Annotated in this window: 19 protein-coding genes and 1 tRNA gene; 12 read left to right on the forward strand and 8 right to left on the reverse strand. The window is 38.4% G+C overall.

Annotated features, from left to right (window positions below; genetic code table 11):
• The 7 genes from QL998_RS14160 to QL998_RS14190 all read left to right on the forward strand — a co-directional run.
• A partial coding sequence (locus QL998_RS14160) for a hypothetical protein (protein ID WP_290192919.1) occupies positions 1-197 on the forward strand: 197 nt, incomplete at its 5' end.
• On the forward strand, positions 194-1,216 hold the full coding sequence (locus QL998_RS14165) for an MBL fold metallo-hydrolase (protein ID WP_290192920.1): 1,023 nt from the start codon (positions 194-196) through the stop codon (positions 1,214-1,216). The genes QL998_RS14160 and QL998_RS14165, both read left to right, overlap by 4 nt.
• Before the next feature lie 55 nt (positions 1,217-1,271).
• Positions 1,272-2,741, forward strand: a complete 1,470-nt coding sequence (locus QL998_RS14170; RefSeq protein WP_290192921.1) for a LysM peptidoglycan-binding domain-containing protein — start codon at positions 1,272-1,274, stop codon at positions 2,739-2,741.
• Between the two features lie 66 nt (positions 2,742-2,807).
• Complete coding sequence (locus QL998_RS14175) at positions 2,808-3,296, forward strand: peptidylprolyl isomerase (RefSeq protein WP_007586440.1); 489 nt, start codon at positions 2,808-2,810, stop codon at positions 3,294-3,296.
• Positions 3,297-3,317: 21 nt separating this feature from the next.
• Positions 3,318-4,046, forward strand: coding sequence for an SDR family oxidoreductase (locus QL998_RS14180; protein WP_010554366.1), 729 nt, complete (start codon positions 3,318-3,320; stop codon positions 4,044-4,046).
• Positions 4,043-4,882, forward strand: coding sequence for an amidohydrolase family protein (locus QL998_RS14185; RefSeq protein ID WP_024605609.1), 840 nt, complete (start codon positions 4,043-4,045; stop codon positions 4,880-4,882). Before QL998_RS14180 ends, QL998_RS14185 begins: the two co-directional genes overlap by 4 nt.
• Positions 4,883-4,931: 49 nt before the next feature.
• The gene (locus QL998_RS14190; RefSeq protein ID WP_024595815.1) at positions 4,932-5,303 is read left to right on the forward strand and encodes a hypothetical protein; all 372 of its coding nucleotides are present in this window, start codon (positions 4,932-4,934) and stop codon (positions 5,301-5,303) included.
• 93 nt (positions 5,304-5,396) lie between these two features.
• Here the strand turns inward: QL998_RS14190 and QL998_RS14195 are convergent, their stop codons facing one another.
• From QL998_RS14195 to QL998_RS14210, 4 genes are all read right to left on the reverse strand, one after another.
• Positions 5,397-6,572 (reverse strand): mandelate racemase/muconate lactonizing enzyme family protein, encoded by a 1,176-nt coding sequence (locus QL998_RS14195; RefSeq protein WP_024605610.1) that lies wholly within the window; start codon positions 6,570-6,572, stop codon positions 5,397-5,399.
• Between the two features lie 26 nt (positions 6,573-6,598).
• The gene (locus QL998_RS14200; RefSeq protein ID WP_024605611.1) at positions 6,599-7,366 is read right to left on the reverse strand and encodes a class II aldolase/adducin family protein; all 768 of its coding nucleotides are present in this window, start codon (positions 7,364-7,366) and stop codon (positions 6,599-6,601) included.
• A gap of 165 nt (positions 7,367-7,531) precedes the next feature.
• Positions 7,532-7,855, reverse strand: coding sequence for a c-type cytochrome (locus QL998_RS14205; RefSeq protein WP_024605612.1), 324 nt, complete (start codon positions 7,853-7,855; stop codon positions 7,532-7,534).
• 183 nt (positions 7,856-8,038) lie between these two features.
• Positions 8,039-8,578 carry a DUF2058 domain-containing protein gene (locus tag QL998_RS14210; protein WP_002957867.1) on the reverse strand — a complete coding sequence of 180 codons (540 nt, stop codon included), beginning with the start codon at positions 8,576-8,578 and terminating at the stop codon, positions 8,039-8,041.
• A 198-nt stretch (positions 8,579-8,776) separates the two neighbouring features.
• Here QL998_RS14210 and QL998_RS14215 point away from each other — a divergent pair, with 198 nt between their 5' ends.
• On the forward strand, positions 8,777-9,925 hold the full coding sequence (locus QL998_RS14215; protein WP_024605613.1) for an MFS transporter: 1,149 nt from the start codon (positions 8,777-8,779) through the stop codon (positions 9,923-9,925).
• Here the strand turns inward: QL998_RS14215 and QL998_RS14220 are convergent.
• Together QL998_RS14220 and QL998_RS14225 are read right to left on the reverse strand one after the other, a co-directional pair.
• A complete protein-coding gene (locus tag QL998_RS14220; RefSeq protein ID WP_290192922.1) occupies positions 9,892-10,392 on the reverse strand; it encodes a prolyl-tRNA synthetase associated domain-containing protein in 501 nt (166 codons plus the stop codon). The genes QL998_RS14215 and QL998_RS14220 overlap by 34 nt on opposite strands.
• Position 10,393: 1 nt before the next feature.
• Entirely contained in the window at positions 10,394-10,789 is a 396-nt protein-coding gene (locus QL998_RS14225) for a hypothetical protein (RefSeq protein WP_024600215.1), read from the reverse strand.
• A 166-nt stretch (positions 10,790-10,955) separates the two neighbouring features.
• On the opposite strand from QL998_RS14225, the gene QL998_RS14230 reads away from it, so the two are divergent.
• The 4 genes from QL998_RS14230 to QL998_RS14245 all read left to right on the forward strand — a co-directional run bounded on the left by QL998_RS14230 (position 10,956) and on the right by QL998_RS14245 (position 17,958).
• Positions 10,956-11,031, forward strand: a tRNA-Ala gene (locus QL998_RS14230).
• Between the two features lie 179 nt (positions 11,032-11,210).
• Positions 11,211-12,473: an extracellular solute-binding protein gene (locus tag QL998_RS14235; protein WP_024605615.1), complete on the forward strand. Its 1,263-nt coding sequence runs from the start codon at positions 11,211-11,213 to the stop codon at positions 12,471-12,473.
• The gene (locus tag QL998_RS14240) at positions 12,473-15,691 is read left to right on the forward strand and encodes a response regulator (protein ID WP_290192923.1); all 3,219 of its coding nucleotides are present in this window, start codon (positions 12,473-12,475) and stop codon (positions 15,689-15,691) included. The genes QL998_RS14235 and QL998_RS14240 overlap by 1 nt, the downstream gene beginning before the upstream one ends.
• 59 nt (positions 15,692-15,750) lie before the next feature.
• The gene (locus QL998_RS14245; RefSeq protein WP_024605616.1) at positions 15,751-17,958 is read left to right on the forward strand and encodes an EAL domain-containing protein; all 2,208 of its coding nucleotides are present in this window, start codon (positions 15,751-15,753) and stop codon (positions 17,956-17,958) included.
• A 71-nt stretch (positions 17,959-18,029) separates the two neighbouring features.
• On the opposite strand, the gene QL998_RS14250 is transcribed toward QL998_RS14245, so the two are convergent.
• Both QL998_RS14250 and proB read right to left on the reverse strand, forming a co-directional pair.
• Positions 18,030-19,277, reverse strand: a complete 1,248-nt coding sequence (locus QL998_RS14250; protein ID WP_154903609.1) for a glutamate-5-semialdehyde dehydrogenase — start codon at positions 19,275-19,277, stop codon at positions 18,030-18,032.
• Positions 19,274-20,380 (reverse strand): glutamate 5-kinase, encoded by a 1,107-nt coding sequence (proB, locus tag QL998_RS14255; protein WP_010554355.1) that lies wholly within the window; start codon positions 20,378-20,380, stop codon positions 19,274-19,276. Before proB ends, QL998_RS14250 begins: the two co-directional genes overlap by 4 nt.
• Positions 20,381-20,774: the final 394 nt, after the last annotated feature.

Here is a 20,774-nt window from a genome sequence, read left to right on the forward strand (position 1 = left end):
ATGGCTTCCTTCAGACCCCACCGTTGGCCAGTGACGCCCTTGCCATTCAGATTATCTTCCCCTTAGTCAGGGTGATAAGGCATCTTTCAGCCTATCGGGTTTGCCAGCTTCGCTGGGCAAACAAAAATAAAAAGCGCATACTGCGCTTTTTGTTTATTATTAAAGTAATTAAACCTCAGCGTAGAGATAATAAATGAAGTTAAAACTTTCAAACACAACCTCTTCATGTAAGCACTTACTATTGACATGCACTTTACTATCAATAGCACCTAGCACCTACGCTGCCGTAACTTGGAATACAATAAACCCTCATATTCAGTTTTTAAAGCAACAAGACAAGCTTCGCTTCTACGACTCTAACCAAGTATTAATTGAAGGCGAAAAATGTGCCCTACTGGTTGATACGAGTGCCAATTTTGCTGCAGTTGAACAACTTGCTGAAGATTTAAAAAAACGCCTTAAAACACCTTTATGCTATTTGGTTGCCACGCATTACCATGACGATCACTTGCTAGGTATGGCGGTTATGCAAAATTTTTATCCTGATGCCAAGCTCGTTGTTCATCAGCAAGTAAATAAAAATTTTAGCCTTTACCAAACAGCATATACCGACAAACTAGACACCTATGAAAAGAGCATTGAGCTGAGCTACCAACGGTTAGCGAATGTACCCAAAGAAGAGCAAGCTAAATGGCGTGATAAGTTAAAGCTTGCAAAAAAGCGACTTTTTCGCTGGCAGGAGTATCAGCTTAGCAAACCCGAAATAGTAATTAATAGTCGTAAAATTATCGACCTTGGTGGTTTTGAGGTAACGCTTGAGCCGCAGCAAGCCCATACTAACGGTGATTTAACTATTACTACTAATAATGGCAGTGTGCTGATTGGTGGCGATATCGTTGACTGGCTTCCTTACCCTGGTCACGGCGAACTTAAAAGTTGGCAAACGTTGCTTAAGCAATATATTAACGACGAAAAGCTCACTATTATTATACCTGGCCACGGCGGCACATTAACAAAAGAGCAGCTGAAACAGCCGCTATCATTTTTAACAGCCATAACGGAGCATGTTAAAAACAATAAAGATCAAAGTATTGAGCAGTTAATGCTGTCGTTTCCTGAATCAGTTATTGAGCCTTATAAACAAGAAGCGCTTAATATAAAATCGAGTAACTTTTTTTTACAAGCAGGCCTAAATCGTGTAAAAAGCGCAGAATAACTCAACACAACGGATTGTGTTAAAATAATAAAAGGAATTTACAAAAGTGATCACTATGCGCAGTTTGGTTTTATGTTGTTTGGGTATTTTGTTATTTGGTTGTCAATCAATGGAGCAAGAACCACAAGAAGCTCCACAAATATTTACTCATTTTGAGCCTGACTATACTTATGATATTGACGATGAAGTAGCTCAAACGCCTCAAGTTAAAGAGGCAGTTACGCCACTTCAATTCAAAAAAACAATCGTAAAAAAGCGCCCACTAAAAACCACCGATCTGTGGATGCATATAGCCAATAATCTACACTTTACGATTTATCAAAATCGCGCTTTAAAAAAGCGTATCAGCTGGTATGCAAAGCAACCTAACTACTTACAAACGGTGAGCAAACGCGCAGCGCCTTACCTGTATCACATCGTAAAAAAAATTGAGCAAAAGCAATTACCTATGGAGCTCGCATTATTACCATTTGTAGAAAGCGATTTTAGACCAACAATAGCCTCATCACAGCAAGCTGTTGGTGTTTGGCAGTTAGTTGGCGCAACGGCGCATCACTTTGGTGTTAAGTCAGACCAATGGTATGACGGGCGCCAAGACGTACTTGCTTCAACCGATGCTGCACTTGATTACTTAAGTTACTTACACAAACGCTTTGATGGTAATTGGCTACATGCTTTGGCCGCTTATAATAGTGGTGAAGGCCGTGTTAAACGTGCAATCGAAAAAAACAAAAAACGCGGTAAAAGCACCGATTACTGGTCGCTCAGTCTGCCAAAAGAAACTGCTGACTATGTACCCAAATTACTCGCTTTAAGTTATTTAGTTAAACATCCACAAAAGGGCATTAAACGCCCAAAGCTAGCATATAAACCATTTACAACACAGATGAACATAGGCCAGCAGTTCGACTTTTCAGTCATTGCCAAGCTCTCTGGTATAGGTTCAAAGCAGTTACATGCTATTAATCAGGGATATTTAAAAAATCAAAGCTCACCTAACGGGCCGCATACTTTACTGCTGCCTATAGGGCAAGAAGCATTATTAAAAAGTCAGTTCTTCAAATCAAACTTTGCTGGAGAGTACATCGTTAAACAAAACGATACGCTTTACAGTATCGCCAGGCGTTTTAGTATGTCTGTAAAAGCTTTGAAACAACTTAATAATAAAAATAATAATTTAATAGGTGTTGGAGAAAAGTTATTAGTTGGGCAACCTAAAACTCTGCCAAGCACATTAACTGTTGATTACAAAATCAGCCCTTATTTAGAACACCAAGAGATTGCGATTCCCACCATTGAAATAGATTACGAAGTTAAGTCAGGCGATAGCCTTTGGAGTATAAGTCAGCTTTATGATGTACCTCATAGCGACTTGGCAAAATGGAACAAACTCTCTGCATCAAGTATTTTAAAGCCTGGCACTCAATTAGTACTGTTTATACCACAGGCTGAAAAGCAAAAAGCAGCACCAATAAAAAAAGATTTACTGCTAGATTTACAAAAAACACTAAATCAGCCACGTTAAGTTTATAAACACGTATATTTCGCGTAAAATTGCGCCCTAACATAGTTATTATTTGAAGAGACAAGCATGCAAATTAGCAAAAATTCAGCAGTTGAATTTCATTACACCCTTAGCGAAGCGGGCGAGCAAATTGAAAGTAGCACAAACGAAGCGCCACTTACTTACATTCATGGCAGCGAAGGCATGCTTCCTGGTTTAGAAAAAGCACTTGAAGGCAAAGAAGCTGGCGAAAAATTTAGTGTAACTCTAGAGCCAAGTGAATCATACGGCGAGCGTGTTGATGACTTAATTCAACGTATTCCGCTTAAGCACCTACAAGGCGACGTTAAAGTATGGAAACCTGGTATGACAGCAATGGTTAGCTCTAACCAAGGTCGTCATCAGGTTACTATTGTTAAGGTTGGTCGTTTTAACGCAGATTGTGATTTAAACCACCCATTTGCTGGTAAAACGCTAACGTTTGACGTTGAAGTTATATCGGTACGTGAAGCAACAAGTGAAGAAGTTTCTCACGGACATGTGCACGCTGAAGGCGGCTGTGGTCACTCTCACTAGTTAGCAATAAAGGAAGTAAGTATGTCTAAAGTTGCAGTCGTTACAGGTGGTACAAAAGGTATTGGCTTAGCCGTAGTAAAGCGTTTGCTAAACAATGGCTATGAAGTACATAACCTTGATATAGAGCTGAGCGAAATCGGTATATTTCATCAGTGTGATGTAAGTGATGTATCGGCGGTACAAAGCTGTATCAACGCTATCTGTGAACAAAGCAAACGTATTGATGTACTTGTTTCTAATGCTGGAAAACACTTAAGCGCAAATATAGAAAGCACCGACGAGCAAACTCTCGATGCACTTTTTGCGCTTAATGTTAAAGGCGCTTATGCCGCAATACAAAGCGTATTGCCAAGCATGAAAGCGCAAAATGGCGGCGCTATTATATTAGTCGCTTCCGATCAGGCAATTATAGGTAAGCAAAACTCTTTTGCGTATAACCTAACAAAACATGCCCTTGCCTCAATGGCTAAAACAACAGCGCTTGATTACGCAGGTTTTAATATTAGAGCAAATGCGGTATGCCCTGGCACAATAGAAACCCCGCTATTTCATAACGCAATAGATGCGTACTGCGCAAAAAGTGGCGCAAACAAAGCTGAAATAGTTGCCGAGGAAGCAAGTCTTCAACCGCTTAACCGATTAGGTCAAGCCGATGAGGTTGCTGCCCTTGTGAGCTTTTTAGCAAGCGACGATGCCAGTTTTATAACAGGCAGCCTACAAAGTATTGATGGTGGTTACACAGCCCAATGAGCATGCAAATTATTGACCCTCATGTGCATTTTTTTAATCTTGCCGAGGGGCAATATACTTGGCTACAAGGCGAAAACCCACCAGCATGGCCTAACCTAGAAAAAATTAAACAACCAATAAGTGCAGAGCAACTTGTTAAAAGTACTGATTTTGAACTTGCGGGTATTGTGCACATTGAGGCTGGGTTTGATAATCAATCACCTATAAACGAGTTAAACTGGCTAAGCTCGCATTTAAAAAACCTTTCATTCAAGGCTATTAGTTACAACCAAATTGATGCGCCCGCAGAGCAATTTAATCACGCGCTAAATGCACTGGCTCATTCAAGCCTTTGTGGTATAAGAGATATAACCGAAGAAGATGATGCAGTGAGACTAAAAAGCCCTCATTGTATTAATAACCTTAATTTATTGGCTACAAATAAACTGCATTTTGAAGCTCAATTTGATATTGAAAATAGCGAAATAACCAAACAAATAGCTTACTACGCTAAGCAGCTACCGCAGCTTCAGATTATAATTAATCATGCAGGACTGCCAAGTAATTTAAATGACTGGCAACAAGGTGCTGAGTTACTTGCTCAGCACGACAACATAGCAATTAAATTCTCTGGTTTTGAATTACTACAACTTACCAGTGAGCAACAAGCAGCGTGTTTTAATATTCTTTTTAATCACTTTGGCCAGCAGCGTATTATGTTTGCAAGCAACTTTCCTGTGTGCCAAATAAATACAAGCTACAACACTCTATGGCACTGCCATAAGGCGTTATGCTCAAACGATAAGACATGGCATAACCTTAGCTATGCAAACGCTAAGCACTACTACCAAGTTTAAGTAAAACTAGTTATATTAAACTCTCTTTTTATAATAATACGGCCAATTTATGAAAATGTACTTTTTACTAATCGTTGTATTTTCTGCGTTTTTTCTCAATGGCTGCATATCTCAAAATCCAGATCCGACACCTAAGCTGCAACATGCTCTACTGGCAAAGCCAAATAAAACAGCCGTTAGCAAAGCAATTAAAACACTTGTACATATACAAGAAACTCAATTAGCTGAGAATGTATTTACTACCAGCAGCACAGTAACCCTTAGCAATGTGGATGGTAATAATATTATCGACACGCAAAGTCGCAATACACCCGATCAGTTTGAATTGATGATTAAAGGCAAGCAATGCTATATACGCCACCTTGATAGTAAAGCCACTATTGAGCTTAAAGACGTAGAATGTAGAATTAACGAGTTATAACAAGCTAAAACTTTACCAAAAAAGTAAAAGCCGGTAAGTGACTAATCACTTACCGGCTTTTTAATGCATGACCTAAGTTAGGTTAAAAGACTATTATTTTATTTCTACGCGTTGAGAACGCATAACAATCTCATCATTTAATTCAATACCCAACCCTGGCTCTTCTGACACTTCAAAGAAACCATTTTTAGGTTGTGGGTCTTGTAAACATAACTCGCGGTTCCACTTTTTAATCGCATAAGTGTGGTGCTCATGAATCAAAAAGTTAGGGATAGCCGTTTCTAAGTGCAGTGATGCTGCTGTTGCAACAGGCCCGCCACATACGTGAGCTTGAATACGCACATCAAAGATATCTGCGTAATCACATACTTTTTTAGTTTCGGTAAAGCCACCACATAAACCAATATCAGGTTGCAGAACATCAATACTTTGCTCTTCTAAGTACGGGCGCACACCCCAGCGATTATACAAACGTTCACCACCAGCAATTGGCACATTAACTTTATCTGCTACTTTTGCATGTAATGAATGGTTTAAATAGTTAACTGGCTCTTCAAAGTACATACAGTCAAATTCTTCTGCAATTTCACCCAACTGAATGGCTGTTGTCACACCTGGTAAACTATGGCATTCAAAAATAATATCCACTTCGTCGCCTACTGCTTCGCGAATAGCTTGCATACGCGCACGATATAGCTTCATTTCAGTACGTGATATTATTTTTGTACGGTCGTAATAAGTATTGCCGTCTTTATCGTACTGAATTGGATCTACTTTTACTGCATCGTAACCTTCGGCCATCGCCTTTAAAGCCGCTTCTGCATATTCTTGCGGTTGTACTAGCGCTTTAAATTCGCTATCCCAGTCAAACTGTAATTGTGATGCGTACGTACGTAGTTTGTCGTTAACTTTACCGCCTAATAATTGATATACAGGTAAACCAAGCGCTTTACCTTTAATATCCCAAAGCGCGGTATCAATTGCGCTCATTGCAGCATATACAACTGGTCCGCCGCCTAAACCCCAAAAGCTCTCACGTAACATACGTGACCATAGTTTTTCTGTTTGAAATGGGTCGTGGCCGATTAAAAAGGCGTCGGCCATTTCTTTAATCATAGCCGCTGCAGCACTGTGACCTAAATCGTATGCAAGGCCCGCTTCGCCAACACCACTAATACCTTCGTCAGTATGAATACGTACAAACACAGGTGTCCAAGAAGGTCTATCAGGACAGTGAATATCAAATACTTCAACGCGATTTACTTTCATTAAAATTCCTTATTAACCGCTATGGGTTATTTTGCAAAACTAGGGTCAAGTCGATACGCTTTACGTAACATCGCAGGCCACGCAAGTTGCCCGCCAGTGCTGCCACTGTGTACTACATTTGCTTGATTATAAATATTGTCGATTATAGGCTGCGGTACTTCAATAACCTCTTGCGAGCTTGATTGTAGCGCTAATTGAATTTCACACGCTCGCTGTAAATCATAAAAGCGCATAAACGCATCGCCTACCGTTGGGCCTACCGTTAAGCCACCATGATTTACCAATAACATATGGTTAGTGCTGCCTAAATCGTCTTGCAACACTTTTCGCTCGTCGTCGTTTACCGCAAGCCCTTCGTAACCATGATAAGAAAGCGATGGCAGTGAAAACATTGAATACTGGCTAAGCGGTAATAAACCATTTTTTTGTGTAGCAACAGCGATTGTTTCTTTGGTATGAAGATGAATAACACAATGAGCGTCTTCGCGTACCTCATGAATCGCACTGTGAATAGTAAAACCAGCAGGGTTAATACTAAATGGCGTATCATCAATAATGTTACCGTCTAAGTCGACCTTTACTAAATTAGAGGCAGTTACTTCATCAAAGGTTAAACCAAAGGCATTCACTAGGTAGTGATCGGTGCCAGGCAAACGTGCTGATAAATGCGTATAGATTAAATCCCCCCAACGAAAGTGCTCGACCAGTCTATAACATGCGGCTAAATCAACACGAAGTCGCCACTCTTGTGCTGATACTTTATTTTTTAAATTGAGTTGGGGTAAATCAAACATAATAAGCCTTTTAAAAACGTACATTACTAACCTGCACGAACAGATGTTTAGAAGTCTAAAGCAGTCTCTATTTTATAGCAAACACCAAACAAAACAGCCACACTATTGTGTGGCTGTTTGTAAAACTAAAATACCAATTGCATTAAAATGGTATAGCTGCGTAAATTATTTTACGTTAGCTAGGTAATCTGCAATTGCTTCAAACTCTTCATCAGTTACCGTTGCAACCATTGCTTTCATAGCCATGGTCATACCGTTATTACGTGCACCTGATTTGATGTCTTTCATTTGCGCTACTAAGTAGTCTTTGTTTTGACCGTTTAGCTTAGGATACATACCCATAATTGGTGCTTTACCTTCAGCGCCATGACAAGTTTGACAATTTTTAGCGGTATAAAGTGTGGCGCCATCGGCCGCTGCTGCATTAAACGAGAAGCTTGCGGTTAAAGTAATACCCGCGCCTAATAGTAGTGTTTTCATCTTGCTCATTGTATTTACTCTTCTTTTTTGACGGTTAGAAAAACTGTTCTATTGATTGTAGTAAACAATCAAATAAAAAGCATACGTACGAAACGACGCTAGACGATCAACTTAACCAAAAACCGCTAACTCGTTTCTGTCTCACTTTTATATACTTTAGCAAATAAAAATGAGCTTACCCTTAATAAACTATTACCACACTATATCATCTGGTACTTCAAAGTCTGCGTACGGGTCATCTTCATCTTTTGGTTTGTTTTCAGGCTCTACATGAAAAACAATATACTTTTCGTCAACTTCTGCCACTTTGCGTGCTGGTTCGTCGTCTAATACGTAAAATTGCCCTTCTAGTACACAAATAGCTAAACGACCGCCCGATAACGCTTTTTGCGTTTTCTCGTTCACGTCGATATTTTTTACTTTGTTTTGATAAGTAAAATTAAATGTGCGCTCACCACGAATAGCGTCTTGGTTGTGGTGCTCTAAAATTTGTTTAACACGCGCTTCTTGTTCGCGCTGCTTTAAGCTCACTTGGCGTGTTTGGTTAAGCTCTTCAGCTTTTTTTTGCTGCTCTAGCTTGGTTTGTTGAATATGCTTTTGCAGATCACTTGGGTTGCTAGTAGCCCCTTTCTTTTGCTTTTTTTGTTGCTTACGCTTTTCTGATTTAGCAACTTTAGCATTATGCGATGTTGTTAATCCTGCTTGAAGCAATTGGTCTTGTAATGAACCCATGGCTTTGTTCCACTAAAAACTAATATTATCGCTATTTTAATCACCAACGAGTTCAAATAACAGCGCTATCGACATTAATCTAGCAAACTAGTTAAAACAAACCATGATATAGCGCAAAGAGCATGGTTTTAATTATCAATTAAAAACAATTTTTAATACAATGCCACGTAACCAATCAGCAAATGTATAAGCCATATAATGCGTTTACCTCATCTACTCGTTTGCTCGGTATTTATATTTTTTGTGCTTTATGCACCGCAACCCCTACTTAGTCTTTTTGCGAGCGAATTTAATGTAGCACCTGCGGTAGCTGGCAGCTTAATGACTGCAACTATGTTGCCCTTAGCCATTGCCCCGCTCGTTTACGGTTTATTTTTAGCAAAAATAAATCCACTACTTATATTACGTATTGCAATGGTGCTTTTAGGCCTTAGCTGCTTACTTTTTATTTATGTACCTAGCTTTGAGCTTTTATTATTAGTCCGATTTTTACAAGGTTTAACGCTCCCTGCAGCTTTAACCGCAATGACTAGCTATATAGGTATGAGTTATAGCGCTGATACACTTCAAAAAAATATGACCCTATATATTGGTAGCAGCATAGTTGGTGGTTACTTTGGTCGTGTGCTCGCAGCTTTGTTTAGCGACTTATGGAATTGGCAGAGCTTTTATTACGTAATTGCTTTTATGCTTATTTTTTTAGCTTTAACAATCAAACATTCTCAATTTTCGAACCCAGCAACAAAGTCTCAGCTTTCACCACTGGACTACATTAAACAGCTTAAAGAAGGCGCTATACTTAAAATTTACGGTGCCGTTTTTTGTATGTTTTTTTGCTTTGCTGCACTACTTAATTACTTACCGTTTATATTGCAAAATACGTTTTTAATTACCAATACTCGTGACATAGGTTTAGTTTACAGTGGCTATTTAGTTGGTGCACTCGCCTCTATTGCTGCACCTTGGTTACTTAAAAAAGTCGCTTCGCCTTGGCATTTATTAACTGCGGTATTTAGTTTTTATAGTGTGAGTATTATTTTATTAATGAGCCACCAGCTTAGCTTATTTTTAATCGCATTTACTTTGTTTTGTGGTGCTATGTTTGTGATTCACTCAACCGCGGCGCCACTCGTTAATAAAATAAGTAAAGCCCCGCCAAGTGTAACCAATGGTGGATATGTATCGTTTTATTACAGTGGTGGTGCATTGGGGTCGTTATTACCCGGTGTGGTATACCAACATCATGGGCAAACAGCGTTTATGTTTACGCTACTTGCGGTTTGCTTATGTGGTTTATCGTTAATTATGTGGGCTTATTTCGAGGGTAAAAATACAACGCGAGGTTGATGCTTTGTGTGATTAAAAAATGCTTCTAAATCAGCTTTACTAATCAACCATGTTTGGGTGTTTTCAAACGGATGACAATGAAACAAATCACCACCCCAAATATCTTTATCGACCCATAAGCTCACTTCGTTTTGCTTATCATTTAAAAGAGCCAACATAGATACACACCCAGGAGCCACTTTTAAATACGTTGCTAAGCGCTCACTCGATGCAAACCCTAAACGCGAAAGCCCTTGTTGCTTTGATAGTGCCTTTAAATCAAGTTGCTTATTGTGCGCGGTAATAACTAAAAAGTGTCGCTTACCTTCATTATCGCGTAAAAATAGGTTTTTAAGACGAGTACCAGGACGCTCAATCATAAACTCATCAGCTGCTAAGCTAGTATGTAGCGGCGGATGCTCTATTCCATCATAGTTAATATCTAGGTGCGCTAAAAGCTCTGCTAACTTAGTTTTATCCGCATACATATTACAAACAACGCCCTCTTAATTGCACGCTTAGGTCTCGCCATAAAACTTCACTTACTTCGTGTTTATTATCGCAATACTGACGCTCTTTTAACTCTTCGTTTAATAACTCAACAGCTTGATCTTCTAACTGCAATTTTAAAACACTCGATTCTTCAAAATGCTCTTGTTCAATATACTGCTTAACCTCACCACGGCTTGGTCTCTTGTTTGGACCACGGTCTAAGTTAAAGTTTTCACGATGCTTAGCTTTTACCGAAACAACATAAGCAAAAAGTTTATTGCCTTGATCATCTTGCTTTTCGTGAAACTGTTTATTATTTATTTCAAAAGGCGGCTCATCATTCGAGGCACAACCAGCGAGTAAAACCATAAGCGCCAGAACACATTTTTTCATTGTTTTTTATCGTTTTAGTTTTGAATTAAGCCGAGTCTAACAAAAATTGACGAAAACGGTGAAAATTTACGAAAAAATACTTGACCAAATTTATAAAAAAACTTAAAGTTCGTCCCGCTTGGAACTCAGCAGTCAAGCAGTTACATTATATGTAATTTAGGAATGTGGGGCTATAGCTCAGCTGGGAGAGCGCCTGCCTTGCACGCAGGAGGTCAGCAGTTCGATCCTGCTTAGCTCCACCACTTTCCTACTCCTTTTCAAATTCGTTCTACTCTTCTATTTTTCCATTGTTTTTATTATTTTTTGATACCCTACTATTCTAATTTTTCATTCTATATAATTTTAAATTTATCCATTCAACTTGTGTCTTTACAAGTTCTTAGCTATACATAATGCCACACATTAATACTTTAGGCTTAACATGGACAACCCTAAGCGTTCAACGCTAAAAAAGCTAGCTGCTATAGGTTTAACAGCTGGTGCGATAACACATGCGCCTTATGTTTTTGCCCGAAAAAAAGTCACATTAAGAGTACTTGGTACTCATGTAACACTCCAAGAGGCTATCCGCAAGCAAGCGATGAGTGACTTAGGTATTAATATAGAATTTACTCCAGCAGGCAGCGCTGCTGTTTTGCAAAAGGCATCAATGGACCCTAGCTCCTTTGATTTATACGAACAGTGGTCAAACAGCATTAATGTGCTTTGGGATGCAGGTTCTATTCAGCCAATAGAAAAAAAGCGACTCACCTACTTTAACGAGATAAATCCACTCACTAAAACGGGAAAACTAACCGAAACTGCAAGTATTGGTGCAGGTGATGCCCCCTATAAATTATTAAATGTTCAACCCGATGGCACATTAAGCGCTCAAGAAAGCGATCATATTAGCTTTTTGCCTTATGTGCATAATGTTGACTCTTTTGGTTACAACACCGACTTTATTAAGCCCGGTATAGCATACGAAACAGAAAGCTGGAGTTGGCTGCTTGATGACGAGAACCGAGGTAAAGTAGCCATTGTAAATGCGCCTACCATTGGATTATTTGACCTAGCCCTAGCAGCACAAAGCAAAGGGCTTATAAAGTTTAACGATATAGGTGCAATGACCCGCCCAGAACTTGATAGATTGTTTAGTATATTACTCGACTTTAAACGCCAAGGTCATTTTAGTGGCTATTGGAACTCGGTCCCTGAATCGATTGAGTTTATGAAAAGTAAGCGTGCCCATATAGAAAGTATGTTTTCGCCTGCCGTCTCTGCGTTAAACAGTCAAAATATTAATGTTCGTTTTGCCGCGCCAAAAGAAGGCTACCGAGGATGGCATGGTGTTATGTGTTTATCGTCACAAACACAAAGTAGCGTAAAAGATGCAGCTTACGACTATATGAATTGGTGGCTTTCAGGCTGGCCTGGTGCATTTATTGCTCGCCAAGGTTATTACATTAGTAACCCACAACGCTCTAAACTACTTCTATCTCAGGCCGAATGGGATTACTGGTACGGTGGAAAAGCAACAAACATAGATTTATTAAATACAAATGGCGACGTAGCAGTAAAAGCGGGTAAGCAACGCAACGGCGGTAGTTACCATAAACGCTTTAGCAATGTAGCAGTATGGAACACCGTTATGCCAACCTATGACTACAGTCTACAAAAATGGTATGAGTTGATTAGCCGATAATGATAATAAATTCAATTAAATCAAAAATAATATTAGCTTTGTGTCCGCTGATTGGATTACTTCTTTTACAAAGCTATTTGTTTAACTATTCGCAAACGACCTTACTAAACTTGCAAAAGTCGCAGCGTAACGCGCTTATTCAAAGTGAAGCTGTGAATCACTTAGAAAACGATATTATCTCTTTGCAAGCGTATGCAGTCTCATTTATTGACAATGCAAATGAAAATACGATTACCAAATTTAATTTTTATTTAAATAAGGCAACTCTAAATCTCGAGCAGCTAAAAACAAACACTAAAAACCAGACCCCTGAGTATCAAAGCTCACTTATACGCCTTGGCGAGTATCTAAATAATTACCAAGAAACATTTGGCCAAGTTGTCGTAAATAGACAAAAACGCGAACACCTTTACACTACTCAGTTCAAACAGCCTATTGATGACTTACAAGTAACAATTAGTAATTTAGAGGAGTCTTCAAGCGACAGTAACAAGGTTATTTTCAACGATGTTTTACTCACAATAAGTAATTTACAACACGCAATTATAAGCTATCTCTATAAACCTAATTTTGATGAAGCACAAAATGTAAAACAAAACTTAAATCACTTACATAAAAAACTAACGAGCACCTCTGTAATAAATGAATCCCTCTCCAATAAAACAACAAGCTTAAAACAAGCTTATAACCAACTTGTATTACTTACCCGTAGCTACACTTTTTCTGTAAATGTAGTGCTTACAGGCATAGAAAACGAATTGCTATATTTAACTAATGAAATTAAAAATATAGAAAAAAATAAACTAACCGAAACAGAAGAGCTATTAGGTAACCACTTAACAAAAAATACAGAACAGGCAAATATATTTGCCCTTTTAATTATGTTAATCATTTTATTCTTAAGTTATTTTATTTTTAGATCGGTTATAAAACCAATTACTCAGCTCACTTTATTACTTAAAGATATGAATAGCGAAAAGCCAATAACTATTTCAAACAACAGCCGAAATCAAACTGAAATAGCATCGGTAATAAAAGCAGCTAATGCTTTATATTTAAAAAGTAAACAAACCAAAGAGCTACTCAACGAAACCCGCGTATTAAATTCCCAAATGGAAGCAATGAATGCCGACCTGACGAGTGCTATGGAGCAAACAGATAAAGCCAATAAAACAAAAATAGATTTTGTAGCCAATATGAGTCATGAACTTCGCACACCAATGAATGGCATATTAGGTATGTTGCAACTTTTACAAAGCAGCGAGCTTCCCTCAAGGCAAAAACACTACGCTGATAAAGCTTTTTCAAGTGCTCAAAATTTATTGCAGATTTTAAATAATATTCTGGATTTTTCTAAACTAGAATCGGAAAAAATCCAGTTAGAGCAAATCCCTTTTACCTTACATACTATAGTTTCTAACGTTCAAAATTTATTCTCAACAAATGCCAAGCAAAAAGGCTTGTTATTAAACTTTACTTTACACGTTGATGCAGGGCTTGAGCTTATTGGCGACCCAATGCACTTAAGCCAAATAATAAATAACTGTGTAGGTAACGCAATTAAGTTTACTGAGCATGGTGAAATATCATTAACTATAGAAGCGACATCTCAACACGAAAAAACAATAAACCTTCGCTTTAGTATAAAAGACACGGGTATTGGGATGACGAAAGAGCAATCAAAAATTATATTCCAGTCTTTCTCGCAAGGTGATTCAAGCACAACAAGAAAGTATGGTGGAACCGGTTTAGGACTCACTATAAGCAAACAATTAACTAAACTGCTTGGCGGAGATATACAAGTAAGGAGCACGATTAATCAAGGTAGCGAGTTTTTCTTCACTCTACCCTTTACCTTATCTGAGCAGCAAAAACTTAAAAAACATGCCCTATTAATTAGCCCCGATAATGAGCAAATTAAAAAATTAATGGACTTGCTAAGTGATATAAATATAACAACAGAAACCACACAAGAACCATTAAGAGCCATTGCTAAAATGGCTCAACCTAATAGCCCATTTAGTATTGTAATAATGTCGATAAAACAAAAAGAGCTCAAAGATAACTTTATATTACAACAACTGTATGCTCAAAATAAAAATACGAATGAAAAATTGACGCTTATTTTATTGATTACTGATGAAGAGTCTCCTGAGCCAGTTGCAAAAAATGAAAGTATAGACATTACACTTATTGGTAATAAAAATAGTGAAGTAGAAATTTTAAGGAAGCTTTCACCTGATAATTTTAAAGAAAAGCAATTAAGGCCTCATCCTAAATTCTCGGGTTTTAATGCATTAGTTGTTGACGACAATAAAATTAATCAAGAAATAGCTTCCGCTCTTTTAGCCAGATTAGATATGACCGTGAACATTGCTGACAATGGACGTGACGCATTAGATAAAATAGAGACAAATGACATCGATATTATTTTTATGGATGTTCAAATGCCAGTTATGGACGGACTAGAAGCAACAAGCATATTAAGAGAGCGAGGCTACAAAACTCCTATAATTGCGATTACGGCAGCCGCAGACCCTAATGATAAAAAAGCAGCGTTTAGAGCCGGTATGGATGACTTTTTAGTAAAACCAATTATTTTTGATGCTCTTTTCGAAAGTATAGAAAAACACCTACAAAGTAACAAACCATTAAATACAATTAATCTGCAGCTGGCAAAAGAAAACGTAGAAAACAATGATGAATTGTTAGCTAAATTATTTACTCAGTTTGTCAACGATTACAATGACTTTTCAATTAAAGCTGATATATTAATCAAAAATGGAGAGTTAGAAAGCTTAATTCGACTAGTACATACACTTAAAGGATTGGCCGGAACATTAGGTTTGGAGCTACTGCAACACAGCGCGCAAAATGTTGAGAAAAGCTTAATAGATAAGAAAAGTATTAACTTATCTCATTTTAATGAACAATTAACACTTACACTTTTTGCTGTAAAACAATTTTTGATAGCTGATAACTTTAAAAAAGAACATATACAGCAACATGAACTAAAAAACGAAGACTCGGTTATTGATAATATATACTCATTAGCATTAACGGCTCGCCCCGTACCTAGCAGTTTGGTTAGACAGCTAGAAATGAATCAATATGAGAGAGGCCACTCCCTATTTAAGCTCAAAGAAGCAATTGATCATTTTAACTACGCGTTAGTAATTGAGCTTATTGATATGTATAGAAACGATAATAAAAATTAGGCATAACCACTAACCTGAACTAGATTTAATATTGTAAAGAACGCAGAGAAGGACAGATAGTGCATTCAAATTACCTCGCAAACAGTAATGGATTAACCACAGAACAAAAGCATAAACCTTTAATTCTTATTGTTGATGACGAACCTAGTAATTTACACGTATTAGTAGAAGGACTTTTAACTGACTACGATGTACGTATTTCTACTAGTGGTGAGCAGGCTTTGATCTTTATTGAGTCAACTCGGCCTGACTTGATTTTATTAGACATAATGATGCCAGGCATGGACGGCTACGAAGTATGTAATATACTCAAAGCGAAACAAAATACCAAAGGGATCCCTGTCATATTTGTAACAGCGCTTACAGAAGAAGAGTCTGAAGAAAAAGGCTTCGCGATGGGCGCAATTGACTACATACACAAACCTTACAAGCTAGCGCTCGTTAGAGCACGTATCCGTACCCATATTACCGCACAGGGCATGCTTGATAGGCTTATAGAAAAAAACTTTGACCTACACGATAAGCTACTTGAAATAGAGTCACTGGCGAAAGAACTAAGCCAGCGTGAAGAAGAATTAAAAGAGCTCTCTTCAAAACAAAAGTTATTTTATCAAGCCCTAACGGGAACCGCTGATGGTGTTGTTATTGCCGATAGTAATGGCAAAATTATAGCCGTAAACCCTTCATTTTGCCGTATAACCGGTTACTGTGAATCTGACTCCCTGCAAATGCAGTTGCACGACATTAAACAAAATAACCACCCTAGTATTAGCTTTGATCAAGTATGGGAGCATGCGAATCAAGCTGGATATTGGAGTGGAGAACTTGTAACCAGACGCAAAAATGGCGAGCTTTACCCTGAGCTACTGACTCTAAGTATGGTTAAAGGCGATCAAGATACTAATGTGCATTATATTGGTGTGTTTAGTGACATTTCGAGCGTTAAAGTAACACAAGAAAGAATTCACTACCTCACATGGCATGATGAGCTTACAGGTTTGCCAAACCGAAATGGCTTTTTAAAACAGTTAGAGCAGCAACTTCAGGTTTGTAGTACCGAAAATAGTTATGCCTATATTTATATTATTGACATAGACAGCTTCCACTCAATAAATGATGGATTAGGCCTACTTGCTGGCGATAACATTTTAAAAGAATTAACTAAACGAATTCATTCTAAGGTGAGTAAAAAAGATGTTATTGCTCGCTTAGGCAGTGATGAATTTGCAGTACTGTGTACAGTTGAAAAAGGCGTTGGCAGAGTTAGAGCCCAAGCTATGGCAGAAAATAAAGCTCAAGAGCTGCTTATAAGTGTAAACCATCCTTTTAAGGTAGGTGAGCAAGACGTTAGCTTAACGGTAAGTATTGGCACGTATATTTTTCCTCGAGAAGATCAGTGGGAAAGCGCTATTGAAACTATTCGTAACTGTGAGGCAGCTTGTTACAAGGCAAAAGAGAAAGGCGGTAATAGAGTTACCTTTTTTGATACTTCGTTTGGCGAGCAAGCAAAACGTCGTTTTGAAATAGAGCAAGATTTACGCAAAGCTATCTCAAATAATGAGCTATCCCTATATTTACAATCCCAATTTGATCGAAGCCAAACCCTTAAAGGAGCTGAGGTTTTATTAAGATGGGAGCATCCCCAAAAAGGCTTTATTAGCCCAGGTGAGTTTATATCTATAGCCGAAGAATCAGATATAATTTATGACTTAGATTGCTGGGTAACTTCAAATGCACTTGAAATATTAACGCAACTTAGTAAAACTCACCCTGAGTTAAATTTATCGATTAATATAAGCGGCAGGCACTTTCATGAAGCTCGTTTTTTAAGCTTTATTAGCCAACAAATAAAGCAACATAGCATTAATCCTCAGCAACTCACTATTGAGATAATTGAAGGGACATTGCTTAATCATATGGAAGCGGCTATTGAGGCTGTTCATTGTCTCAAGAAGCTAGGTATTAGGGTATCTATTGATGACTTTGGTACTGGGTATTCGAGTTTAACTTATCTAAAACAATTACCCATACAGGAGCTAAAAATTGACCGCTCTTTTGTATTGGAAGCACCGACTGATAATAACGATAAGTTAATTATTGATATGATTGTAAGCTTAGGCCGTTTATTCGAGTTAGAGATTGTAGCTGAAGGCGTAGAGAACCAATCCCACTTTGGTTTATTGCAGGAATATCCAGAAGTTATTCTTCAAGGCTACTATTTACATAGACCTGAACCTGCAAGCGATTGGCTTGATAAATTAAAATAACCGTTACGTAATTTACAAACTAAAAAGCCGAGCATGAATATGCTCGGCTTTTTATAAACCTAAGTTTGCAGTTACTCGCGAACTTGGCCTACTCCATTAACTAAATACTTTTCTGTGGTCAGTGATTCAAGACCCATCGGACCGTACGCATGAAGCTTAGAGGTTGCTATACCAATCTCTGCACCTAAACCCAGTTGTGAGCCATCAGAAAAGCGAGATGATGTGTTAACCATTACTACAGAAGCGTCAACACTACGCTGGAATAACTCTGCAGCAGCTGTGTTCTTAGTACAAATCACTTCAGTATGGTTGGAACCAAACTGAGCGATATGATCCACAGCAGCGCTGAAAGTTGGCACCACACGAATAGCAATTTCAAGGTCTAGGTATTCTTCACCAAATTCGTTATCGGCTAACACAGTTGCATTATCAAAATATTTAGCTGCAAAGCTGTCGGCATTTATTTTTACACCTTCTTGGCGTAATACAACTGCGCAAAGATTTAAAAACTCATCTGCAACATCTTGATGAACTACTAAGCCCTCAAGTGCATTACAAACACCCGTACGTTGCGTTTTACCGTTAAGTAGTAAGTTAAGCGCAATTTCAAGATCAGCATCTTTATCTACATATAGATGACAAACGCCTTTGTAATGCTGAATTACTGGGATCGTACTGTTTTCGGTAACAAAGTTAATTAAGCCTTCACCGCCACGTGGAATTATTAAATCAATGCTTTCACGTTGCTGCATCAATTCCATTAATAGTGCACGGTCTGGATCTGGGATCACTGAAATAAGTGATACTGGTAAGTTATGCTTTTCAAGTACGCTGTGCATTACACTTGCGATAGCTTGCGAACTTTTAAGTGCTTCTTTACCGCCACGTAAAATAACGCCATTACCTGATTTAAAACACAATGCGCCAGCGTCTGCTGTTACATTTGGGCGTGCTTCATAAATCATACACACAACGCCAAGAGGTACGCGCATTTTACGAATTTTAATGCCATTTGGACGCTCTGTGATATCACGTAGCTGACCAACAGGATCATCTAGGCTTACTATTACTTCAATGCCTTCTGCCATTGCTTCAATGCGCTCATCGTTTAACGTTAAGCGGTCTATCATTGAGGCTGCTAAGTTATTGTCGCGTGCTGCGCTTAGGTCACTCTCGTTTTCTTTAATTATAAATGCTTTTTGCTCTCTTAGTGCCGCTGCCATTTCAACTAGTACTTGATTTTTAGTCTCGGTGTCGAGTAAAGCAAGTGTATGGGCAGCTTTAGCTGTCTGGCGTGAAATGTCCGTAATTAAGCTCATGACTTCTCCAATAATGCGATATGTTTTTCAGATATAACTGGTCCAATTGAATCCTGCATTTTTTCGCTGAATTCACTCTGTTCGTTGTCTGCAATAAAGTTTAACAAACAGCTACTATAATTTGCGGTCGCTTTAGCTAAACGCGTACCGTCTTCACTACGTACTAAAATGGTATCACCAACAGCAAATTCACCATGGACTTCCATGATTTCATCACCGCGAATACATCCACTTTCACCTTCAAGGGATTCATCAAATGATCCATCAACAACAACTTCACCTTGCTCATTTGCTGTGTGTGTCATCCAATGTACAGAATCTTGCATCGGTTTTTCGTACGGTAAAAATACGCTACCAGGATTTTCCCCAGCTAGCAGTTTCGTAAATGTTTCTTCTTTAAAGCCGTTTATAATATAAGTCGCGATACCATGTGACGTTGCTTTTTCTGCCGCTTCTATTTTGGTTTTCATGCCACCAGTACCAACAGCACTTGTAGCACATCCTGCCATAGCATAAATAGATTCATCAATTGATTTTATTTCAGGCAGTAACACCGCATCATCATGTAAGTTAGGGTTTTTATCATATAACCCATCAACGTCTGAGAATATTAATAAAGCATCGGCATCGGCTGCTGCTGCGACCATTGCTGATAAGTTGTCGTTATCACCCACTCTTAAGTCGTCGGTAGTTACAGCATCATTTTCATTAATGATAGGAAAAACACCATGCTCAAGCAAAGTAAACACTGTTTCGCGAATACTTTGGTAACGCTCGCGGTCACGTAAATCGCCGTGCGTTAATAATAGTTGCGCAGATGGAAAGTCAAAAAAGCGGTCCCACATGGCGATCATTTCTGTTTGGCCTGCCGCTGCCATTGCTTTTTTCATCACCACGGAGCGAGGTTTGTCTGATGGGAATAAATGCGCTCCAGCCGCTACAGAACCCGATGATACTAAAATCACCTCGATTCCACGGGCACGACAACGAACAATGAACTGTGCGATGGTTAATATGTAACGCGAACGGCAGCCATCTTGATCTGGTGCAATTAATGCACTACCTACTTTAAGTACGATACGTCGCCAATTTAACTTTTGCATAAATGCTCAACTTTCCATTTTATCTGCGCTCATCTTAATTAGACGAGCTAAAACTAAGTAGCTAGGTTTAAAACATAGCTTCGAATTTTTCTTTTCATTTAGGCAACACTTTTTTACACACACGCAAAAACCATATCTAAAACAAGAAGCTTAGATTTGAGGTTAAGTAAAAGTAGCAACAACCCAATAATATTGAGCAGCACTAATCAAAAAATTTAAAAGTGTTGTTTATGCATCGCTGTAAAAAGCTGTGTGTGGCTTTTTTATTAACAACATACATAGAGCCTCTAAAGTCTGATACACCAACAGATAGGGTGAAGACCAAAGGACCGAGATTTAACCGCCACGATGGGGGCTAAATATTGAAAGTAATAGTTCAACTCAAACCTTTATT

The sequence above is a fragment of the Pseudoalteromonas sp. APC 3691 genome (genome assembly GCF_030408135.1).
Classification (GTDB): Bacteria; Pseudomonadota; Gammaproteobacteria; order Enterobacterales; family Alteromonadaceae; genus Pseudoalteromonas.

Excerpts from the sequence above, each read along its gene's own strand:
- QL998_RS14180 (WP_010554366.1), top strand. The coding sequence starts at position 3,318 with ATGTCTAAAGTTGCAGTCGTTACAGGTGGTACAAAAGGTATTGGCTTA.
- QL998_RS14220 (WP_290192922.1), bottom strand. The coding sequence starts at position 10,392 with ATGTATGCGGATAAAACTAAGTTAGCAGAGCTTTTAGCGCACCTAGAT.
- proB (WP_010554355.1), bottom strand. The coding sequence starts at position 20,380 with ATGCAAAAGTTAAATTGGCGACGTATCGTACTTAAAGTAGGTAGTGCA.
- QL998_RS14215 (WP_024605613.1), top strand. The coding sequence starts at position 8,777 with ATGCGTTTACCTCATCTACTCGTTTGCTCGGTATTTATATTTTTTGTG.
- QL998_RS14195 (WP_024605610.1), bottom strand. The coding sequence starts at position 6,572 with ATGAAAGTAAATCGCGTTGAAGTATTTGATATTCACTGTCCTGATAGA.
- QL998_RS14205 (WP_024605612.1), bottom strand. The coding sequence starts at position 7,855 with ATGAGCAAGATGAAAACACTACTATTAGGCGCGGGTATTACTTTAACC.
- QL998_RS14185 (WP_024605609.1), top strand. The coding sequence starts at position 4,043 with ATGAGCATGCAAATTATTGACCCTCATGTGCATTTTTTTAATCTTGCC.
- QL998_RS14225 (WP_024600215.1), bottom strand. The coding sequence starts at position 10,789 with ATGAAAAAATGTGTTCTGGCGCTTATGGTTTTACTCGCTGGTTGTGCC.
- QL998_RS14165 (WP_290192920.1), top strand. The coding sequence starts at position 194 with ATGAAGTTAAAACTTTCAAACACAACCTCTTCATGTAAGCACTTACTA.
- QL998_RS14200 (WP_024605611.1), bottom strand. The coding sequence starts at position 7,366 with ATGTTTGATTTACCCCAACTCAATTTAAAAAATAAAGTATCAGCACAA.
- QL998_RS14240 (WP_290192923.1), top strand. The coding sequence starts at position 12,473 with ATGATAATAAATTCAATTAAATCAAAAATAATATTAGCTTTGTGTCCG.
- QL998_RS14250 (WP_154903609.1), bottom strand. The coding sequence starts at position 19,277 with ATGAGCTTAATTACGGACATTTCACGCCAGACAGCTAAAGCTGCCCAT.
- QL998_RS14175 (WP_007586440.1), top strand. The coding sequence starts at position 2,808 with ATGCAAATTAGCAAAAATTCAGCAGTTGAATTTCATTACACCCTTAGC.
- QL998_RS14235 (WP_024605615.1), top strand. The coding sequence starts at position 11,211 with ATGGACAACCCTAAGCGTTCAACGCTAAAAAAGCTAGCTGCTATAGGT.
- QL998_RS14210 (WP_002957867.1), bottom strand. The coding sequence starts at position 8,578 with ATGGGTTCATTACAAGACCAATTGCTTCAAGCAGGATTAACAACATCG.
- QL998_RS14190 (WP_024595815.1), top strand. The coding sequence starts at position 4,932 with ATGAAAATGTACTTTTTACTAATCGTTGTATTTTCTGCGTTTTTTCTC.
- QL998_RS14170 (WP_290192921.1), top strand. The coding sequence starts at position 1,272 with ATGCGCAGTTTGGTTTTATGTTGTTTGGGTATTTTGTTATTTGGTTGT.